This is a genomic window from Streptomyces sp. NPDC023573 (assembly GCF_055559735.1).
In genome coordinates, this window is the sequence record NZ_JBVHKB010000003.1 from 337,128 (window position 1) to 356,197 (window position 19,070).

Consider the following 19,070-nt stretch of genomic DNA (forward strand, 5'->3'; position numbering starts at 1 on the left):
GCCGCTCACCCGTCCCGGGTCATACCCCACGGTCGGCGTTCTGGAAGACGAAACCGTACACACCGGGGATCAGCACGCCGACGCCGATGAGGAAGAGCCACAGCCCCTGCACGATGCCGAGGGCGAGCAGGGCGGAGCCCGCCGCGCTGATGACGGGGAAGTAGCTGCGCGCGGGGAAGAACGCGCGCCTCCCGCCCGCCTCCCGCACGCGCGCGTCCCTGCGGTCCTCCGGGCGAGGTCCGACACGCGCGTACCCCCACCACAGGTAGGCGGCGATCAGCACCGCCATCAGACCGGACACCGCGAGCGCCGCGATGCCCGCGGGATCGGGCGCGAAGGCGGCGTACACGGAGCAGGTCACGGCGAAGAAGAACGCCACCCCGGTGAACAGCCAGGCCTCGCCCTTCACTTCGTCACCTCCCGGGTGCTCCCGGACCCCTGCGGCATGTGACTGCCCGGCGGCCCCTTCGGGGGCACGCCCAGGACCGGCACCTCAGGATGGTGAAGGTCGAACGCGGGGGAATCACTGCGGATCCGGGGCAGCGCACGGAAATTGTGGCGAGGCGGCGGACAACTGGTCGCCCACTCCAGGGAGCGGCCCCAGCCCCATGGATCGTCCGAGGTCACCTTCTCCCCGTACCGGTACGACTTCCAGACGTTGTAGAGGAACGGCAGCGTCGACAGGCCCAGGAGGAACGCTCCGACGGAGGAGACGGTGTTGAGGGCGGTGAAGCCGTCGGCCGCCAGGTAGTCCGCGTACCGGCGGGGCATGCCTTCCTCACCGAGCCAGTGCTGGACGAGGAAGGTGACCTGGAAGCCCACGAACAGGGTCCAGAAGTGCACCTTGCCGAGACGCTCGTCGAGCATCCGGCCGGTGAGCTTGGGCCACCAGAAGTAGAAACCGGCGAACGTGGCGAAGACGATCGTGCCGAACAGCACGTAGTGCAGGTGCGCGACGACGAAGTAACTGTCCGTCAGGTGGAAGTCGAGCGGCGGCGAGGCCACCAGCACTCCGGTCAGCCCGCCGAGCAGGAAGGTGACCAGGAACCCGATCGACCACAGCATCGGCGTCTCGAAGGAGAGCGAACCGTGCCACATGGTCCCGATCCAGTTGAAGAACTTCACACCCGTGGGCACGGCGATCAGGAACGACATGAGGGAGAAGAAAGGCAGGAGCACCCCGCCGGTGGCGAACATGTGGTGCGCCCAGACGGTGGCGGAGAGACCGGTGATGGCGATGGTGGCGCCCACGAGACCCACATAGCCGAAGACCGGCTTCCGGCTGAACACCGGGAGGATCTCGCTGACGACACCGAAGAACGGCAGCGCCACGATGTACACCTCCGGATGCCCGAAGAACCAGAACAGGTGCTGCCAGAGCAGCGCACCTCCGTTGGACGCGTCGAAGATGTGCGCGCCGAATTTCCTGTCCGCCTCCAGCGCGAGCAGCGCGGCCGTCAGCACCGGGAAGGCCAGGAGGGCCAGGATGGAGGTGAAGAGCACGTTCCAGGTGAAGATCGGCATACGGAACAGGGTCATTCCTGGAGCGCGCAGGCAGACGATCGTGGTGATGAAGTTGACCGAGCCGAGAATGGTGCTCAGGCCGGAGACCACCAGCCCCATCACCCAGAGGTCCTCACCCGTTCCCGGCGAGAACAGGGCGCCGTTCAGCGGCGCGTACGCGAACCAGCCGAACGCCGCCGCACCGTCAGTGGTGAGGAAGCCGGAGACGACCAGCAGGCCACCGAACAGATAGACCCAGTAGGTGAAGGCGTTCAGCCTGGGGAAGGCCACGTCGGGCGCGCCGATCTGCAACGGCATGATCGCGTTGGCGAAGCCCGTGAAGGTCGGGGTGGCGAACAGCAGCATCATGATCGTGCCGTGCACGGTGAACAGCTGGTTGTACTGCTCGGGCGAGACGATCTGCATGCCCGGACGTGCCAGCTCGGCCCGCATCAGCATCGCCAGCCCACCGGCGAACAGGAAGAACCCGAAAGCGGTGACCAGGTACATGTTGCCGATGACCTTGTGATCGGTCGTCGAGAGCGGACTCAGCAGCTTCGAGCCCTGTCCGACCCGCCTTCCGGTTTCACGCCTCTCCTCCCTCGCGTCCTCCTCGGCAGTCCCTGTCCGCGCGCCCGGCGACGTCATGTGTCCTCCCTGTCCGGAGTCACCGCGACCGGCATGGCGGTCGCTGCCCGCCAACCTTCGCATTACGGTCAGCCGTTCCGAGGACCTGGAGGGCCGTGCCGTGCCAACGGTTACAGACTGCCCCCGCCCTGCATCTCCAAGACCGCCGCCGGTCCTGTTCCGGCTCGCGCCGTGATCCGATTACGGTGGTAGGAGCGCATGGCAACGGCGGGCTCCCGGTTTCGCGCCGTCGTAGCGGAGCCAGGCCCTCCCCGATGAGGGGCGGACGGACGCGGCAGTCACACGAGGACAGGGACGATGGCGATGCGTGACCGCGAGGGCGTCTTCGCAGGACTTCTCGACGCCAGTCATGGCATGTCCCTGGAGGAACTGCCGGCAGCGGTACGTGCCCAGGCAGCACACGCCGGCCTGCACGGGGCGTCCATCTACCTGGCCGACCTGCAGGAGGACGTACTGCGCCTGGTGACCGGGCAGGGCCTGAACGCGGGAGACGGTGCCCTCGGGCATGTGGCCGACGAGCTGCCCATCGACGACACACCAGCCGGCCGGGCCTTCACCCGTCTGACACCGCAGCGCGGCGAAGGAGCGCAAGCAGGCTGCTGGTGGACACCGCTGCTGAACGGAGCCGAACGGGTGGGCGTCCTGCGTGTCACAGCGGACGACACCGACGAGCAGACGGTGCGGGTGGTGCAGCGGCTGGCGACCCTGGTCACTCTGCTGATCCTCTCGGTGCGCTCCCAGAGCGACTCCTACGCACGGCTGGTCCGCACCCGGCCGATGACGGTGGCAGCCGAACTGCAGTGGAACCTGATGCCGCCGCGAGCCTTCGCCAACGGTCAGGTGACGATCAGCGCCGCCCTCGAGCCCGCCTACGAGATCGGCGGGGACGCCTTCGACTACGCGCTGGCGGACGACGTGGTGCACCTCGGCGTCTTCGACGCGATGGGCCACGACGTCGGAGCCGGGCTGACCGCGAACATGGCGGTGGCCGCCTGCCGCAACGCCCGCCGGTAGAACGCCACCCTGATCGAGACCGGCGAGTTCATCGAACGCACGCTGATCGAGCAGCTCGGCGCCGATCGTTACGTCACCGCGGCCCTCGTCGATCTGGACACCCGCACCGGTGAGATCACCTGGACCAGCCATGCCCACCACTCCCCGGTCGTGGTCCGCCACGGCACCTGGACGGACCTGTTGCCGTGCCCGCCGTCCCATCCGCTGGGCACCGACCTGGGGATCGGCGCCACCGTGTGCCGCGAACAGCTGAACCCCGGCGACCGGCTGGTCCTCTACACCGACGGCATCACCGAAGCCCGCAGCCCCGCCGGCGACGAATTCGGCCTTCAGCGCTTCATGGACTTCGTCCTGGCCCACAACGCCGAAGGGCTCCCGGTCCCCGAAACCCTGCGCCGCCTCATCCACAGCATTCTGGAGTACCAGGAAGGCCGGCTCCAGGACGACGCGACCGTGCTCTTTCTGGAACGGCACGGCCCGCGCCCAACCTGCACGGACGCGCCCGGAGAGCTGCGCTCGCACCCGGACGAACCCGCCGCGTCCCACGGAAACGCCTGAAGGACCGTCTCCGTGGACCGCACCGCCTCTCTCCGGGCGCATGTGCGGATCAGCGTCCGGGAGGAGAAGATATTCAGGGGCCCCCGTGGGCAGCGGGGGCGCGGAGCAGGCGGCACGGCAGGTCGCGGGGGCCTGCCCGACGAGACCGAGGAGTGGTTCGATGGCAGCGCACACCACCATGCAGGAAGTACTGCGAGCCCTGGACGCTGTGGACTTCCCCGCAGGGAAGGACGATCTGCTGACTGCCGCGCAGGGTGCCAACGCGCGGGACGAGGTCATCAAGGCCCTTCAAGGTATTCCGGCAGAGCAGTACGACAACCGTGACGACGTCGCGCACTCCGTGCGCCTCGATCCCGACTCGGACCTGCACCGGACGCCCGGCCAGAAGGGCGAGCAGGCGCGCCAGGGCGGCAAGCCCGGCCTGTCGCAGCATCTGCGGGACGCTCCGAAGCCTCCGGTGGACGAAGAGCTGGAGCGGTGAGAGCCCCCTTCGCATGACGCCCTGAAGACCGGGCACGTCATGTCCGGCAGGGAGTGACACGGCGTGCGAACGTGGGAGCATGACCGACGATGACGCGTGCAGCCCGCCGAGTCCGTGTGACCAGTCCGACGAGCGCGTGATCGGGCTGATTGACCTGCGCAGGTGTGAGCTTGCTCTGGCTGGTTCCTGAAACGAAGGTGTCGGCCCTTCGGGAGTCTCAGCGGGGATGACGGCGACGACCTGTTCCGGCGTGCCTGTCCTTCCGGAAGCACGTTGTTGAGCTCGGTCGCGAGGTCCGGCATGGTGTCCATGCGTGGCGCGAGCCCTTTGGGGTCTGCCGTGGTGGCCGGGCGTGCACGTGGCCGGCCGGGCCGCTCTTCCCGACAAGCCGCGCTGTTGATCTTGCTTTGCGGTCATCGTCCGAAGCCGGTCTGCCCCTGCCCGACGCGCGGTCCCTGATCATGTCCTGTCGAGTTGCCGGCGCCGACGCAGAACTCCGTACGTTCACCGAAGCCCTGCTGGGCGGTGTCGTGCGACACGATCCGGGCGTGTGCCGAGCAATCCTTGATGAGTGCCGAGAGTTCGAGCAGCGCGAAGCCGTCTTGACGGTGGACCGCGCCGACGCCGCCGGCGTCGCGGTTGACGACGAGCAGGCATTCGCTGTTCCCCGGCAGCCCGAAGAAGGCCTGCTCGCGGCGGAGTCCGCGCTGCCACAGGGACGTCCGGGCGAGCCGGCCGAGGGCGGCGCTGGTTCCGGCGGCTATGAGGCCGGGCACGATGTTGCGCACGTCGTCATGCATGAGCGGGCATAGCAGCGGTCCTTTCGGACGTGTGACCGTGGCCGTCAAGGGCCAGGAGCGGGAGAGCCTAGGGGGCCATAGGGGATGCGGCTCCCGGAGGCGTGTTCGTACGCTACCCGCCGGTCACCTACGTACGACGCCGGAAAGCAGGGAGCTCATCATGCCGTCGGTCCTCATCACCGGTTGCAGCAGCGGGATCGGCCTGGAGACCGCGCTGGCGTTCGCCCGCCGGGGCGACCGCGTCCACGCCTGCGTACGCGATCCCGCCGGCGCCGGTGAACTGCTCGCCCGTGCCCGGGCGGAGAACCTCACCCTGGACGTGCCCCGGCTCGATGTCACCGACGACGCCTCGGTCGCCGCCGCGGTCGACGGGGTGCAGGAACGGCACGGCGCCATCGACGTGCTGGTCAACAACGCCGGCATCGACCGCACCGGGCCCGTGGAGACCATGCCGCAGGACGAGGCGCGGGCGGTGCTGGAGACCAACTTCTGGGGGCCGGTACGCACCGCGCGCGCGGTGCTTCCCGCGATGCGGGCCCGCGGCAGCGGCGTCATCGTCAACGTGTCCTCCCTCGCCGGCCGCACGTTCGCCGTGCCGCACGGCGGTTTCTACGCCGCCGGCAAGGCTGCCCTGGGCACGCTCAGCGAGGCGCTGTCCGCCGAGGTGCGACCCTTCGGGATCCGCGTGGTGTGCCTGGAGCCCGGCAGCTTCGCCTCCCGCATCAACCGAGACAACTCCGCGACCGCGGTTCCGTCGGAGCTGTCCGCAGCCGACCCGTACACCGCCGACCGGGCGTGGACGGCGCGGTTCCTCGCACGGGTCCAGGAGGGCGCCGGCGACTGCGGTGAAGTGGCCGAGGCGGTCCTCGCCGCTGTCGACGACCCCGGGACGCCGCTGCACACACCCGTCGGCGAGGACGCTCGAACGGCGCTGGAGCACCTCGGACCGGTTTCCTACGAGCAGTGGCTGCCGCTCTTCCTCCAGCAGGCCCAGTCCCTCGCCGGCCCCCGGCCCGGAGCCGGCCCGGAGTGAGGTGCCTCCGGGCCGGCGGCGCAGGCCGTACGGGCCGTCCGGAGGTCCGCTCAGAAGGGCCCGCCGGGCGTGTACGTACCCCAGATATCGCGTAACGCGCCGCAGACCTCGCCCACGGTCGCCCCGGCGGACAGGGCCTCCTTCATGGGGTACAGCACGTTGTCGTCGCCGGCCGCCGCCTTCCGCAATCCGGCGAGATGGCGGTCCACCCGGTCCTGGTCCCGCCAGGCGCGGAGTTTGGCGAGGCGTTCGGCCTGCCGGGTCCCGATGGAGGAGGAGACGTGGAGGGGTTCGTGGGCTGCCTCCTCGTCGATCCGGAAGCCGTCGTCTCCGGCGGCGGCCGGCCCCCGGGAGCCGGCCGCCCGGGAGGAACGGCCGGCCCTGCCCGCCATCTCACCTGTCTGGTAGCCGTGCTCGATGGCCGCGACGGCCCCGCCGAAGTCCTCCACCCTCCGCATGAGTTCGACCGCCGCCGCCTCGATGTCGTCGGCCGTCCTCCCGATGGCGCAGGACCCGGAGAAGTGCCCGGCCGTCGCCGGAACGTCCGTCTCGTACGCCGGAGCCCGTCGGCCGCCCGGGGCCGGACGCGCGGACCCGTCCGCCGACGGGGTGACGGCACGCTCGAACGACCGCAGGCGTGGTGACGGGGCGCCGCCGGGTTTCCCCGAATGGGCGCCCCCGACCGGATCCGCCCCGTGCCGCGCGCCTCCCGCCTGCGTGCGGAAGCGAGGCGCCAGGGACGCGGGATTCCTCGCCCCGAACTCCTCCCGCATCGCCCGCGCCCAGATCCGGCGCGCGGTCCGGAATCCGGCGGCCTCCTCCTCGGCCGTCGCACGGGCCATGAGGACGAAGGAGAGCCGCGGTGCGAATGCGTCGACGTCCAGCCCGGCCGCGACCGCCGCCCGCACGTACTCGATGCCGTCGGCCAGGGTGAACGCGATCTCCTGCGCCGGCGACGCGCCCGCCTCGGCCATGAGGTGGCCGGAGACCGAGAGCGTGTTCCACCGCGGGATCTCGGCCCCGCAGTACGTGAAGACGTCCACGGCCAGCCGCAGCGCCGGCTTCGGCGGGAAGATGTACGTCCCGCGCGCGACGTACTCCTGCAGCACGTCGTTCCGGATCGCGCCCCTCAGCATGCCGGCGCCGACCCCCTGCTCCTCCGCGACCAGTTGGTAGAGCAGGAGCATCAGGGACGCGGGGGCGTCGACCACCAACGACGTGGAGACCGTGTCCAGCGGGATCCCGGCGAAGAGGACACGCATGTCGTCGACGGAGTCGATGGCCACGCCGGTCCTGCCGACCTCGCCGGAGGCCGCGGGGGAGTCCGAGTCGTGTCCCGTCCGGGTGGGCAGGTCGAACGTGACCGACAGGTCCGTCGTGCCGTCGGCGATCAGCCGTCCGTACCGGGTGTTGGACTCCCGCGCGGTGCCGGATCCGGTGAACCGACGCGTGGTCCACGGCGGGCCCGGGCGGGCGCCGGGCCCGTGGACCGGTTCGACGGGTACTCCCGGTCCGGGGAAGCGAGGTCGGTTCGTCACCACGGGTTCACGTCCTCAGTCGTCGTCGTGCGTGCCGTGGCGCCCGGCTCGCGCGCCGTGGTGCCGGGCGTCGTCCCGCACGGCACCACGGCGCGGGAGCGCCGAGGCGCGGCCGGATCAGCCGGTGACGTGGATGGACCGTGAGGGGCACAGGTCAACCGCGCGGTGGACGTCCTCCAGCAGCTCCGCGGCCGGCTTCTCCTGGAGGACGACGACGAGACCGTCGTCGTCCTGGTCGAAGACCTCAGGGCTGAGCATCGCGCACTGGCCGGAGCCCACACACCGGTCGAGGTCCGTGGTGACATGCATGACAGGGATTCCGATCGGGTCGGCCGTCACCAGGTGACGGGCAGTTCGTAGACGCCGTAGACCATGGCGTCGTCCTTGTACCGCAGTTCCTCCACGGGCACGGCCAGCCGGAGGCCCGGAATACGGCGGAGCAGGGTGCCGTAGACGATCTCCAGCTCCGCGCGGGCGAGGTTCGCGCCCATGCACTGGTGGATCCCGTACCCGAAGGCGAGGTGGCTGCGCGCCTCCTTGCGGTGGAAGTCGAGGGTGCCGGGGTCGGCGAAGACCGCCTCGTCGTGGTCGGCCGCGTTGTTCAGCGCGAGGATGCCCTCACCGGCGCGGATGGTGACACCACCCACCTCGATGTCCTCGACCGCGACGCGGGCGGTGCCCGAGTCCGAGATGGAGAAGACCCGGAGCAGCTCCTCGATCGCGTTCGGCAGCAACGTGTGGTCCGACCGGAGCTCGGCCAGCTGGTCCGGGTGCTCCAGCAGGGCCAGCACACCGAGCGCGATCATGTTGGCCGTCGTCTCGTGGCCGCCCACGAGCATCATCCGGGCCATGGTCACCACGTCCACGTGGTCGGCGGCCTGCTCGATGCGGTTCTTCTCCAGGAACCGGCTGATCAGGTCGTCACCCGGCTCGGTCTCCTTGAGGGTGACCAGCTTGTCGAGGTACGTGTCCAGCGCCTGCACCGCCGCCCCGTACTCCTCGGGGCTGAGGTCGTGGTTCATGAGGGCCCCCGACCACTCCTCGAACTGGGCGTGGTCCTCGTAGGGGACCCCGAGCAGCTCGCAGATGGTCAGGGACGGCACCGGCAGGGCGAGGGCCTGGACCAGGTCCACCGGGCCGCCCGCGGCGAGCATGGCGTCGATGCGCTCGTCGACGATCTCCTGGATCCGCGGGCGCATCTCCTTCGTCCGCCGGGCCGTGAACTCCGGTATCAGCATGCGGCGTTGTGCGGTGTGGTCCGGCGGGTCCATGGACAGCATCATCAGCCGGACGTGGGCCAGCATCTCCTCGGAGATGTGGAACTGGTGCGGGTAGCCGGGACGCTTGAGGTTGGAACTCACCCGCGGGTCGCCGAGCACCTGCTTGACGTGCTCGTGCCGGGTCACCAGCCAGGTCGGCTTGCCGTTCACCTTGAGCGAGGCACGCGACACGGGCTCGTCCGCGCGCAGCCCCGCGTACTCGGCCGGCTCGCTGAACGGGCAGGTGCGTCGCATCGGGAACTGCGGATACGGCGACGCCGTCTCGTGTGCCGGGTCTGCGGACCGGGTCATGACTGCCTCTCGAACGGAACGGTGGGGGAAGGGATGCTCATCGGGGTGTCCGGCGTCACCAGGTGACGGGCAGCTCGTACAGGCCCCAGACGATGGCGTCGTCCTTGAAGCGCAGCTCGTCGGCCGGCGTGGCCAGGCGCAGGGTCGGCACCCGGCGGAGCAGCGTGGAGTAGACGACGTCGAGCTCCATCCGGGCCAGGTTCTGGCCGACGCACTGGTGGACGCCGTAGCCGAAGGCCACGTGGCTGCGGGCCTCGCGGCGCAGGTCCAGCCGGTCCGCGTCGGGGAATACCGTCTCGTCGTGGTTGGCGGCGTTGTTCAGCGGCAGGATGCCGTCGCCGGCACGGATGGTGACGTCCCCGAGCTCGATGTCCTCCATGGCCACACGCGCCGTCCCGGCGTCCGAGATGGAGAACAGGCGCAGCAGTTCCTCCACCGCGCCCGGCATCAGCTCGGGATCGTCGCGCACGGCGGCCAGCTGGTCCGGGTGCTCCAGCAGGGCCAGCACACCGAGCGCGATCATGTTCGCCGTGGTCTCGTGACCGGTGACCAGCATCAGCTTGGACATGCTGGCGATGTCGGAGTGCTCCACCGCCGGGGTCTCCCGGTTGAACGCGATCAGCCGGCTGATCATGTCGTCGCCTGGCTCGCTCTCCTTCGCGGTGACCAGCCCGTCGACGTAGCGGTCCAGCTCGTAGTGGGCCATGCCCCGGTCCTCGTCGCTGACCTCGTGGTTCATGATGGCCCACGCCCACTGCTCGAACCGTGCGTGGTCCTCGTAGGGGACGCCGAGCAGTTCGCAGATCACCAGGGACGGCACCGGCAGCGCGAGTGCCGTCACGAGGTCCACCGGGCTCTCGCAGCCCTTGGCGAGCATCTCGTCGATCTGCTCGTCCACGAGCTCCTGCACCCGGGCGCGCAGCTCGCGCATGCGACGCACGCTGAACTCCGGTGCCAGCATGCGGCGTTGCACGGTGTGGTCGGGCGGGTCCATGGAGAGGAAGGTGAGGGGGACCGACTGGAGGATCTCCTCCGGCACCGGCACCTGGAGCGGATAGCCCGGCAGCTTCAGATTGGCGCTCACCCGCGCGTCGCCGAGCAGCTTCTTGTACAGGTCGTGGCGGGTGACCAGCCAGGTCGGCTTGCCGTTGACCTTCAGCTGCGCCCGGGAGACCGGTTCGTTCTCGCGCAGCCCGGTGTAGGCGGCCGGCGGGCTGAAGGGGCAGGCCCTACGCATCGGGAAGTCCGGGAGGGCGCCCTCGGCGGCCGCTTCGGCAGGTGCAGTCATGGTGTCCTCTTCGCACGGGAGGGAGCGGGCCGCGCCGTTCACCCCGGTGGAGGGCTCCGGGCCCGGCGCCGGCGCGGTTTCCGCCGGCTGTTTCCCGCACGCTAAGGAGCGGCGCCCGGGATGGCCCACCCCTATGTGCCCCTAGCGGCGCGACCCTGCTGAGGGGTGCGTCCGTGGCCCCCGTCACTCCCCGTACCACTAGGGGCGGTTAGGGGTCCGTCGAACGTCTGGGCGACGGTTAGCGTCGGCTGCGGACCACGGCGGAAGCACGGTTCGCCCAGCACCACACGCTCCGCGGTCCCGGCCGGATCTCCTGACCGGACGGCCGCCGCACTCCGCAGCCGACTAGAGGTGATCAGCGTGTCCCCGAAACCCAGTGCGCAGGGTCCGGTACCCGGCGTCAAGGGCACCGTCCCCTTCGGGGAGTACCGGACCTGGTACCGCGTGACCGGGGAACTCGGGGCGGGGCGCCCCGCGGTCGTCGTCGTACACGGCGGCCCCGGCAGCACGCACGACTACCTGCTGCCGCTCGCCCGCCTGGCCGAGGACGGCTGGCCGGTCGTCCACTACGACCAGCTGGGCAACGGTGGCTCCACCCATCTTCCCGGCAGCGCCCCGGACTTCTGGACGGTCGACCTGTTCCTCGACGAACTCGGCAATCTCGTACGGGAACTGGGCATCGCCGACGACTACGTCCTGTTCGGCCAGTCCTGGGGCGGCCCGCTGAGCGCACGGCACGCCATGGGCCGCCCCCCCGGCCTCCGCGGTCTCGTCGTCGCCAACGCGCCCGCCTCGTACCCCATCTGGCTCCAGGAGATGGCCCGGCTGCGGGCCGCACTGCCGCCGGACGTGCAGGACGCCCTCGTGCGGCACGAGAGGGACGGCACCTACGAATCCGAGGAGTACCTGGCCGCGATGCGGGTCTTCTACGACCGCCACGTGTGCCGCCTCACCCCGTGGCCCCGCGACTTCCTCTCCTCCTTCATGGAGATCTACAACGACCCGACGGTCTACTACGCGATGAACGGCCCCACCGAGTTCCACGTGATCGGCTCCCTGAAGGACTGGTCGATCGTCGACGAACTGGACACCATCCGCACGCCCACGCTGCTCCTGAGCGGACGTCACGACGAGGCCACCCCGGCCGTCGTGCAGCCCTACATGGACCGTGTTCCGGGGGCCCGCTGGGAGATCTTCGAGGAGTCCAGCCACCTTCCGCACCTGGAGGAACCGGACCGGTTCTTCGAGGTGCTGACCGACTTCCTCGCCGGCCTGTGACACGCCGTGCCACGACGCCGGCCCGGGCGTCGCAGACCACCGTGAGAGGGGGCGGGGACACCGCCATGGCGTACGACACCGCTCTCGTCTTCCCCGGCATGGGGCCTGTCCCGTTCGCCGAGGTGGGCCGCTTCATGGTGGCCAACCCCGTGGCCCGGAACCTGGTCGCCGTCGCCGACGACGCCCTCGGCTACTCGCTGGTGGATGCCTTCCGCCGCTCCGAGGGCGACTACTCGGAGGCCGCCCAGGTCGCCTTCCTCGTGAACTGCCTGGCCAGCGCGTACTGGGCGACCGAGCACCTGGACGTCGTCCCCGACATCGTGGCCGGCCCCAGCTTCGGGGAGAAGGCCGCCCTCGCCTTCACCGGCGCCCTCGAACTGCCCGACGCGGTCCGGCTCACCGCCGAGATCGCGCGATGCCTCGAGTCGTACTTCGCCGAACACCACAAGGACATCGTCACCCTGTCCTTCGTCCGTGCGCCGAGCGAGGAACTGGACCCGATCCTCGCCGAACTCGACGAAGCCGGTGAGTGGCACGAGATCTCCTGCCGCATCGACGACGGCTTCTGGATGGTCTCGCTGGCCGAACACCGCGTGGAGTGGATGCGGGAGCGGCTGCGCGGCATCGGCAGCCTTCCCCTGTACACCATGCGTCCCCCCATGCACGCGTCGGCGTTCGCGCCGCTGCGTGCGAGGGCGGAGCGCGAGGTCATCTCGCGCCACACCTTCGCCGATCCCTCCCTGCCGGTCGTCGCCGACCAGGACGGCAGGCTGCTGCACACCGGCGCGGAACTGCGCACCATGCTGCTCGACGGCTTCGACCACGCCATGAACTGGCCGAGCGTCACCACGGCCCTGCGGGACGCCGGAGTCCGGCGCATGTGCGTCGCAGGTCCCGACAGTCTCTTCGGCCGGGTCCCCTGTACCACTCGCTCCTTCGAGGTCGTCGCCGCGCACCCCCGCCTGGCGATGACCCCCCGGCGCCGTTCACGCGCCGCCTGAACCGTCCGATCCGCCCTATCCGCCCTATCCGCAGGAGACACCCATGTGGGACGACCAGTTCGAAGAGATACTCCGCACCTTCCTGCCGTTCCTGCCCCCGCGGGAGCCGCTGACCACCGACGACGAGCTGAAGGACCTCGGCCTGGACTCGCTGGGCATGGTCCAGCTGCTCGGCACGCTGGAGGACGCCTACCAGGTGCGCTTCCGTGACAGCGCGCTGACCATGGGCACCTTCCGCAGCGCGGGCACGCTGTGGGAGACCGTCGAGGGCATGCTCCAGCGCACCACGAGCTGACGGGACGGACCCCTTGGACGCCACCATGGACGGAGCTTTGTCCGGACGGTTCCTGCGCGGGCTGGCCCTGGCGCCCGACCGGCCCGCGCTGCGGGCCGACGGCGCCGCCCACACCTACCGCGCGCTGCACGAGCGGGCCCTGCTGCTCGCCGGCTCCCTGCTGTCCGGCCTTCCCGGCCGGCCGCCCCCCGTGGGCGTGCTGGCGGGCAAGGGAGCGTCGGCGTACACGAGCCTGCTGGCGGGCCTCTACAGCGGGGTCACCGTCGTCCCCCTGCAGCCGGCCTTCCCCGCCGCCCGCACCCGGCAGATGATCGAGGCCGCCGGAGTGGGCGCCCTGCTCGCCGACGACGACGCCCTGCCCGCGCTGACCGCGCTGCACGAGGACGGCGTCACCCTGCCCACCCTGTTCGCCCCCGGCGGGCATCCGATGCCGGCACTCGCGGTCGACCCCGACAGCGTGCTGAAGGCACCGATGCCCGCCCGCCCGGACGACACCGCCTACGTGCTGTTCACCTCCGGCTCCACCGGACGGCCCAAGGGCGTGCCGGTCACCCACGCCAACACCGCGCACTACTTCTCCCTCCTCGACGAGCGGTACGACTTCAGCCCCGAGGACGTCTTCTCGCAGACCTTCGACCTCAACTTCGACTGCGCGATGTTCGACCTGTTCTGCGCCTGGGGGGCCGGAGCCACCGTCGTACCGGTCCCCGCACGGGAGTACGCGCGCCTGCCCGAGTTCGTGGCCGAGCAGGGCATGACCGTGTGGTTCTCCACGCCCAGCGCGATCTCCCTGGTGCGGCGCACCGGCGGCCTCGCACCCGGTGCGCTGTCCTCACTGCGCTGGAGCTTCTTCGCGGGGGAGGCACTCAGCTGCCGGGACGCCGAGGACTGGGCGTCCGCGGCCTCCGGCACGGTGCTGGAGAACATCTACGGGCCGACCGAGCTGACCATCACCGTCACCGCGCACCGCTGGCGGCCGGGCCACCGGCACCTGCACGGAATGGTGCCGATCGGCACCGTGCACCCGGGCCACACGGTCCTGCTGCTGGACGCCACCGGCTCGCCGAGCACGACCGGCGAGGGCGAACTGTGCGTCGCCGGACCCCAGCTGACACCCGGCTACCTCGACCCGGCCGACGACACCGGACGCTTCCTGGAACGCGACGGCCTGCGCTACTACCGCACCGGCGACCGGGTCCGCGGCACCGAGAACGACGGGCTGCTGTACCTGGGCCGCCAGGACGCCCAGGTACAGGTGCACGGCGTCCGGACGGAACTGGCCGAGGTCGACGCCGCGGTACGCGCCTGCCCGGGCGTCGAGGACGCGGTGACCGTAGCCGTGCCCGTGGACGGCACGGTCGAACTCGCCGTCTTCCACACCGGCGCCCTGGTGCCGGCCGCCCGCCTCGCCCGTCACCTGCGGGATCTGCTGCCGGCCGCGGTCGTCCCCCGGGCCTACCACCACCTGGACACACTTCCGCTCAACCCCAACCGCAAGACCGATCGCAGGAAGCTCACCTCCCGTGCCGCGGCCCTGCGACAGCAGCCCGCCGTATCCGGGACCAGGACCGAAGGACGGCAGGAGACGCAGTGAACGGTGAACCGACAGCGCAGGCCCGCACCGACGCCCGGATACACGACCTGCTCGACGAGGCCACCGCCGAGCACCCCGACGCGGCGGCCGTCACCGACGGCACCGGGCGATGGACCTACCGGGAACTCACCGCCTGGAGCCACGCCGTCGACGCGTGGCTCCAAGCCCAGGGGATCGGCCACGGCGACCGCGTCCTGGTGCAACTGGCCAGCACCCGCGAGCTCGTCGCCCTGCTGTACGGCACCGCCCGCCGCGGCGCCGTCCTCGTCCCCGTCAACACCGGAATGAAGGACTACCACCTCGGGGCCGTCGTCGAGAACTCCGAGCCGTCACTGGTGGTCGTCGACGCATCCGCCGTGTCTCGCGTCTCCACGCTCGCCGAGCCGGTCTCCGTCCTCGGCCTGGACGAGGTCTGGCAGGCGGTCACCGACCTGCGCGACAAGGACGCCCGGGGCGACGGCGCTCCCGTCCACAGCGACGACCTCGCCGTCCTCGTCTACACGTCCGGCTCCACGGCGGCCCCCAAGGCCGTGGTCTGCCCGCACGGCCGGATGGTCTTCGCCACCGAGGCCATCAACATCGAACTCGGCTACCGCCCCGACGACGTGGTCTTCTGCCGATTCCCCATCTCCTGGGACTACGGCCTCTACAAGGTGCTGCTCACCGCGGCCGGCCGCAGCGAGATCGTGCTCGCCGACGGCGAGTCCGACCTGGTGCTGCTGCGCCGCATCCGGGAGACCGGGGCCACCGTCGTCCCCATCGTGCCGTCCCTGGCCACCATGATCTGCGCGCTGGCCGAACGCGAACCGCGGCAGGACTCCACCGTCCGCATGTTCACCAACACCGGGGCCGCGCTGCCGAAGTCCACCGCCGACGGGCTCCGCACGGCCTTCCCCGGATCCGAGGTGGTCCTCCAGTTCGGCCAGACCGAGTGCAAGCGCGTCTCCGTCCTGCCGCCCGACCAGCAGGACGCCCGGCCCGAGTCCGTCGGCCGGCCGCTGCCCGGCACCCGGGCCTTCACCGTCGACGACGACGGCAACGCGCTGCCGCCCTGGCAGACCGGGGAGATCGTCGTCGAAGGCCCCCACGTCATGCCCGGCTACTGGCGCGCGCCCGAGCAGACCGCACGCGCCTTCCGGCCCGCACCCGACGGCGGACTGCGCCTGCACACGGGCGACTTCGGGCACGTCGACGAGGAAGGGTACCTGTACTACGAGGGCCGCCGGGACGACATGTTCAAGCACAAGGGCGTCCGCATGAGCACCACCGAGATCGAGGCCGCGGCCACGGACGTTCCCGGTGTCCGGGCCGCCGCGGTCCTGCCGCCCGCCCCCGGCCGCGATCTCGCGGTGTTCGCCGAGGGAGGTATCGACCCGCACGTGCTGCTCCGGGAGCTGTCCCTCCGGCTGGAGCCCGCCAAGGTGCCCGGTGTCAGCCGTGTCGTCGACGAACTGCCGCTGACCGCACACGGCAAGCACGACCGCAAGCAGCTCCTCAGCCTTCTGGAAGGAACCACGCCGTGACCGGCACCACCGACCTCGCCCGGCGCTTCGGGACCCCCTCCTACGTCTACGACCTCGACCGGGTCGCGGCGGCGCGGGACGAGCTGTTCGCCGCGCTGCCCGACGAGGTGGCCGTGTACTACGCGGCCAAGGCCAACCCGCACCCCGAGATCCTTCGTGAGATGAGGGCCGGCGGACCCCGGGCCTGCCGCGCGGAGATCAGCTCCGTGGGGGAACTCGACGCCGTCCTGCGGGCCGGCTACGAGGGGACCGAGATTCTGTACACCGGCCCCGGCAAGACCACCGAGGAGCTGGCCGAGGCCATGGCCCGGGGCGTGCGGACGTTTTCCGTGGAGTCGCCCGGCGACCTGAGGAACGTCGGCGACACGGCCGTACGGCTCGGCATCACGGCCGACTGCCTGATCCGGGTCAACAACCCCACCGGGGCCGCCGCCACCAGCATCCGCATGACCGGGGTGCCCTCACAGTTCGGGTTCGACGGCGAGACCCTGGCCGGCCTCGCCGCGGAACTGCGCGACGTACCCGGCACCACCCTGGTCGGCCTGCACTTCTTCCCGCTGAGCAACGCCAAGGACGAGGCGAGCCTCATCGCCGAGTTCCAGCACACCATCGCCACCGCCGCCGCACTCCAGTGGGAGCTGGGCGTCGACTTCCGCGTCGTCGACCTCGGCGGGGGCTTCGCCGCACCGTACGCGGTCCAGGGGCGGCGGCCGCTCTACGGCGAGCTGCGCGAGGCCCTGGCCACGTCGCTCGACGAGCACTTCCCGGGCTGGCGCGACGGCGCCCCACGCATCGCCTGCGAGTCGGGACGGTATCTGGTGGCCGACAGCGGCACCCTGCTCACGAGCGTCGTCAACGTCAAGGACAGCCGGGGCACCCGCTACGTCGTCCTCGACGCCGGCATCAACACCTTCGGCGGTATGTCCGGCCTGGGCCGCATCCTGCCGGTCTCCATCGAGCCGCACGAGTCCGTCGGCACCGACGGAGTCCCGGTCCAGCTCGCCGGACCGCTGTGCACGCCCGGCGATCTGCTCGGACGCCAGGTCCCGCTGTCCGACCCGGCCCCCGGCGACCTGCTGACCGTTCCCAACGCCGGTTCCTACGGGCCCACCGCCAGCCTCCTGATGTTCCTCGGCAGGCCCGCCCCCACGGAGATCGTCGTCCGCGGCGACGACCTCGTCTCCGTGTCCCGCATCGAGCACACCCGAACCTACGAACACGGACAGGCCCTGTGATGAGCCATCCCCTCACCCCCGCCCCCGGCGACCAGCTTGTCCTCGTGGCGGGCGGTATCTCCGACTCGCACACCTGGAACCTGGTCTACCTCCAGCTCCTCGTCGAGGAGCACGGCCACCGCGTCGTCAACCTCGGCCCCTGCGTCCCCGAGGACCTGCTGATCGGCGAGGCCCTCGCGCACGACCCCGCACTGATCGTGATCAGCAGCGTCAACGGACACGGCTACCACGACGGCATGCGCACCGTCACCCGGCTGCGTGAGCACCCCGGCCTCGGCGCCGTGTCCGTCGTCATCGGCGGCAAGCTCGGCATCGCCGGGCCCTGCGGCGACGAGGAGGCGGCCGCACTGCGCGCGGCCGGCTACGACGAGGTGTTCGAGGAGTCGGCCGACGGCATCGCGGCCTTCCGCCGGATGCTCGACGCCCTGCCCCAGCGAGCCCTGGTGTGACCGGTGCCGGATTCGGCGCGTTCGTGCGCCGGGCCCACGACGCCGGCCGGCTGGTGGTGCAGCCCCGGATGGGAATGAGCAGCCCGCAGCGCATGCGCGCCGGGCTGCTCGCCACCCGGAACGCCGACGCGACGACCGTCGGCACTCTCACCCTGGACAGCTACACGCGGGTCGGCGACCTGGAGTCGGCGCAACTCGCCGTCCTCGAAGGGGTCGACCTCAACGGCTATCCACTGGTGAGCCATGAAACGGCCACCACGCGACGGGTCCTGGACGGCATCCACGGGCCGGAGTTCCCGGTGCAGGTGCGGCACGGCTCGGCGGCGCCCCAGCACATCTTCCGGGCACTGACGGCCGTGGGGCTCGACGCCTCGGAGGGCGGGCCCGTCTCCTACTGCCTCCCGTACGGCAGAGTCCCGTTGCGCGAGTCCGTCGCCCACTGGACGGAATCCTGCGAACACTTCGCCACGCTCCGGGAAACCGGCGTCGAACCGCACCTGGAGACCTTCGGGGGATGCGTGCTCGGCCAGCTCTGCCCGCCCGGCCTGCTCGTCGCGGTGAGCGTGCTCGAGGCGCTGTTCTTCCGCCGGCACGGCATCCGGAGCATTTCGGTGAGTTACGCCCAGCAGACGAATCGGCGTCAGGACTCCGAAGCGGTCGCGGCGTTACGCAGTCTGTGCACGCGGTTCCTTTCGGACGCCGAATGGCACGTGGTCGTCTACGCCTACATGGGATTGTTCCCGGAAACCGAGTACGGTGCCCGCCGGCTGCTCGCCCAGGCCGCCGAACTGGCCGTCGGGAGCGGCTCCGAGCGTCTCATCGTGAAAACCGTCGCGGAATCCCGGCGTATTCCGTCGGTGGCGGAGAACGTGTCCGCCCTGGAATACGCGTCCGCGGTCGCCGCGCACACCGCCCGGGACCCCTTGGAGGGCACCGGGACGGAGACGTACGCCGAGGCGTACGCGCTGGTCGACGCGGTGCTGAACCTGGACGACGACCTCGGCACCGCCCTGTTGAAGGCGTTCTCGGAGGGCCGGCTCGACGTGCCCTACTGCCTGCATCCCGACAATGCCGGACTGAGCCGGAGCTATATCGCCGAGGACGGCCGGCTGTGCTGGTCCGACGTGGGAAAGATGCCGCTGTCCGGTGCCGTCGACGCGCGCCCGGCCCACACCGTCACCTCCGCGGAGCTGCTCGCCTCCCTGTCCTACGTCCGGCGTTCGTTCGACGACCACAACGCCTTTCCGTAAGCCGGGTATTC

At 70.8% G+C, this 19,070-nt stretch carries 18 protein-coding genes and 1 pseudogene; 12 read left to right on the plus strand and 7 right to left on the minus strand.

Annotated features, from left to right (window positions below; genetic code table 11):
- Positions 1-19: 19 nt before the first annotated feature.
- A complete protein-coding gene (gene ctaF / locus ACZ32T_RS12225) occupies positions 20-409 on the minus strand; it encodes an aa3-type cytochrome oxidase subunit IV (RefSeq protein ID WP_467366615.1) in 390 nt (129 codons plus the stop codon).
- The gene (gene ctaD / locus ACZ32T_RS12230; protein ID WP_467264172.1) at positions 406-2,151 is read right to left on the minus strand and encodes an aa3-type cytochrome oxidase subunit I; all 1,746 of its coding nucleotides are present in this window, start codon (positions 2,149-2,151) and stop codon (positions 406-408) included. Before ctaD ends, ctaF begins: the two co-directional genes overlap by 4 nt.
- Positions 2,152-2,448: 297 nt before the next feature.
- On the opposite strand from ctaD, the gene ACZ32T_RS12235 reads away from it, so the two are divergent.
- From ACZ32T_RS12235 to ACZ32T_RS12245, 3 genes are all read left to right on the plus strand, one after another.
- The gene (locus ACZ32T_RS12235) at positions 2,449-3,165 is read left to right on the plus strand and encodes a PP2C family protein-serine/threonine phosphatase (protein WP_467366618.1); all 717 of its coding nucleotides are present in this window, start codon (positions 2,449-2,451) and stop codon (positions 3,163-3,165) included.
- Between the two features lie 45 nt (positions 3,166-3,210).
- Positions 3,211-3,723 (plus strand): PP2C family protein-serine/threonine phosphatase, encoded by a 513-nt coding sequence (locus ACZ32T_RS12240; protein WP_467366988.1) that lies wholly within the window; start codon positions 3,211-3,213, stop codon positions 3,721-3,723.
- Between the two features lie 160 nt (positions 3,724-3,883).
- Complete coding sequence (locus ACZ32T_RS12245) at positions 3,884-4,204, plus strand: DUF2795 domain-containing protein (protein WP_467264176.1); 321 nt, start codon at positions 3,884-3,886, stop codon at positions 4,202-4,204.
- A 470-nt stretch (positions 4,205-4,674) separates the two neighbouring features.
- Here the strand turns inward: ACZ32T_RS12245 and ACZ32T_RS12250 are convergent.
- Positions 4,675-5,004 (minus strand): annotated as a pseudogene (locus ACZ32T_RS12250) (hypothetical protein); the annotation flags it as partial.
- A gap of 160 nt (positions 5,005-5,164) precedes the next feature.
- Between ACZ32T_RS12250 and ACZ32T_RS12255 the strand changes: the two are divergent.
- Positions 5,165-6,037, plus strand: coding sequence for an SDR family oxidoreductase (locus ACZ32T_RS12255; protein WP_467264178.1), 873 nt, complete (start codon positions 5,165-5,167; stop codon positions 6,035-6,037).
- A 50-nt stretch (positions 6,038-6,087) separates the two neighbouring features.
- On the opposite strand, the gene ACZ32T_RS12260 is transcribed toward ACZ32T_RS12255, so the two are convergent.
- The 4 genes from ACZ32T_RS12260 to ACZ32T_RS12275 form a co-directional block, all read right to left on the minus strand.
- Positions 6,088-7,578, minus strand: coding sequence for a methylmalonyl-CoA mutase family protein (locus ACZ32T_RS12260; RefSeq protein WP_467366620.1), 1,491 nt, complete (start codon positions 7,576-7,578; stop codon positions 6,088-6,090).
- A 114-nt stretch (positions 7,579-7,692) separates the two neighbouring features.
- On the minus strand, positions 7,693-7,884 hold the full coding sequence (locus ACZ32T_RS12265) for a ferredoxin (RefSeq protein ID WP_467264182.1): 192 nt from the start codon (positions 7,882-7,884) through the stop codon (positions 7,693-7,695).
- A 26-nt stretch (positions 7,885-7,910) separates the two neighbouring features.
- The gene (locus tag ACZ32T_RS12270) at positions 7,911-9,146 is read right to left on the minus strand and encodes a cytochrome P450 (protein WP_467264183.1); all 1,236 of its coding nucleotides are present in this window, start codon (positions 9,144-9,146) and stop codon (positions 7,911-7,913) included.
- A gap of 55 nt (positions 9,147-9,201) precedes the next feature.
- Positions 9,202-10,434 carry a cytochrome P450 gene (locus ACZ32T_RS12275; RefSeq protein ID WP_467264185.1) on the minus strand — a complete coding sequence of 411 codons (1,233 nt, stop codon included), beginning with the start codon at positions 10,432-10,434 and terminating at the stop codon, positions 9,202-9,204.
- Positions 10,435-10,794: 360 nt separating this feature from the next.
- Between ACZ32T_RS12275 and ACZ32T_RS12280 the strand changes: the two genes are divergently transcribed.
- From ACZ32T_RS12280 to ACZ32T_RS12315, 8 genes are all read left to right on the plus strand, one after another.
- The gene (locus ACZ32T_RS12280; RefSeq protein WP_467264187.1) at positions 10,795-11,712 is read left to right on the plus strand and encodes a proline iminopeptidase-family hydrolase; all 918 of its coding nucleotides are present in this window, start codon (positions 10,795-10,797) and stop codon (positions 11,710-11,712) included.
- Between the two features lie 65 nt (positions 11,713-11,777).
- Positions 11,778-12,713 carry an ACP S-malonyltransferase gene (locus ACZ32T_RS12285; protein ID WP_467264189.1) on the plus strand — a complete coding sequence of 312 codons (936 nt, stop codon included), beginning with the start codon at positions 11,778-11,780 and terminating at the stop codon, positions 12,711-12,713.
- Between the two features lie 43 nt (positions 12,714-12,756).
- Entirely contained in the window at positions 12,757-13,008 is a 252-nt protein-coding gene (locus ACZ32T_RS12290) for a phosphopantetheine-binding protein (RefSeq protein WP_467264191.1), read from the plus strand.
- 25 nt (positions 13,009-13,033) lie between these two features.
- Positions 13,034-14,602, plus strand: a complete 1,569-nt coding sequence (locus ACZ32T_RS12295; protein ID WP_467366622.1) for an AMP-binding protein — start codon at positions 13,034-13,036, stop codon at positions 14,600-14,602.
- A complete protein-coding gene (locus tag ACZ32T_RS12300) occupies positions 14,599-16,125 on the plus strand; it encodes an AMP-binding protein (protein ID WP_467366624.1) in 1,527 nt (508 codons plus the stop codon). Before ACZ32T_RS12295 ends, ACZ32T_RS12300 begins: the two co-directional genes overlap by 4 nt.
- Positions 16,122-17,360 carry a type III PLP-dependent enzyme domain-containing protein gene (locus ACZ32T_RS12305; protein WP_467366626.1) on the plus strand — a complete coding sequence of 413 codons (1,239 nt, stop codon included), beginning with the start codon at positions 16,122-16,124 and terminating at the stop codon, positions 17,358-17,360. The genes ACZ32T_RS12300 and ACZ32T_RS12305 overlap by 4 nt, the downstream gene beginning before the upstream one ends.
- Positions 17,360-17,809, plus strand: coding sequence for a cobalamin B12-binding domain-containing protein (locus ACZ32T_RS12310; protein WP_467264199.1), 450 nt, complete (start codon positions 17,360-17,362; stop codon positions 17,807-17,809). The genes ACZ32T_RS12305 and ACZ32T_RS12310 overlap by 1 nt, the downstream gene beginning before the upstream one ends.
- Positions 17,806-19,059, plus strand: a complete 1,254-nt coding sequence (locus tag ACZ32T_RS12315) for a methylaspartate mutase (protein WP_467264201.1) — start codon at positions 17,806-17,808, stop codon at positions 19,057-19,059. The genes ACZ32T_RS12310 and ACZ32T_RS12315 overlap by 4 nt, the downstream gene beginning before the upstream one ends.
- The last annotated feature ends 11 nt before the right edge of the window (positions 19,060-19,070 follow it).